Here is a 434-nt window from a genome sequence, read left to right on the forward strand (position 1 = left end):
CTGCAAAAGGCAGTGAGGGACGCGCGCGTCGAAGCTTTGTCGGGCTTCCGCAACGAGGTCGCGAGCGGCAGCTATCCCGCCAACGCCGAAGTCGCCGGCATCGCGCAGGCCGAGCTTGACGATTTTCGCGAGCGGCTGGAGACGGAACGGGACTAGACGGTCCTAGCGCTACCCCACCCCCGCTCTACGACACCAGCGGCATCGGCACCTCGAGCCCTTCGATCAGCGCGTCGCGAAACAGCGCGATCGGGCGGCTCAGCCGGCCGGCCGGCGGGCGGTGCAGCAGCCAGGCGCGCACTTGCGGCTTGAAGTCCGGGCAATCGATGACTTCCACCCTGTCGCGCCAGCGGCTGTCGGCGAAGGCACCCGGCGTGACGATGCCGATGCCGTGGCCGCGCGCCACCAGCGACATTCGGAGATCGACACTGAGCGCC

1 protein-coding gene is annotated in these 434 nt (G+C 69.1%); it reads right to left on the reverse strand.

The features are described 5' to 3' along the window. Positions 1-184: 184 nt before the first annotated feature. A partial coding sequence (locus EN935_RS40185; protein WP_245489202.1) for a LysR substrate-binding domain-containing protein occupies positions 185-434 on the reverse strand: 250 nt, incomplete at its 5' end.

This window comes from Mesorhizobium sp. M7D.F.Ca.US.004.03.1.1, assembly GCF_003998635.1.
Taxonomy (GTDB): Bacteria; Pseudomonadota; Alphaproteobacteria; order Rhizobiales; family Rhizobiaceae; genus Mesorhizobium; species Mesorhizobium loti.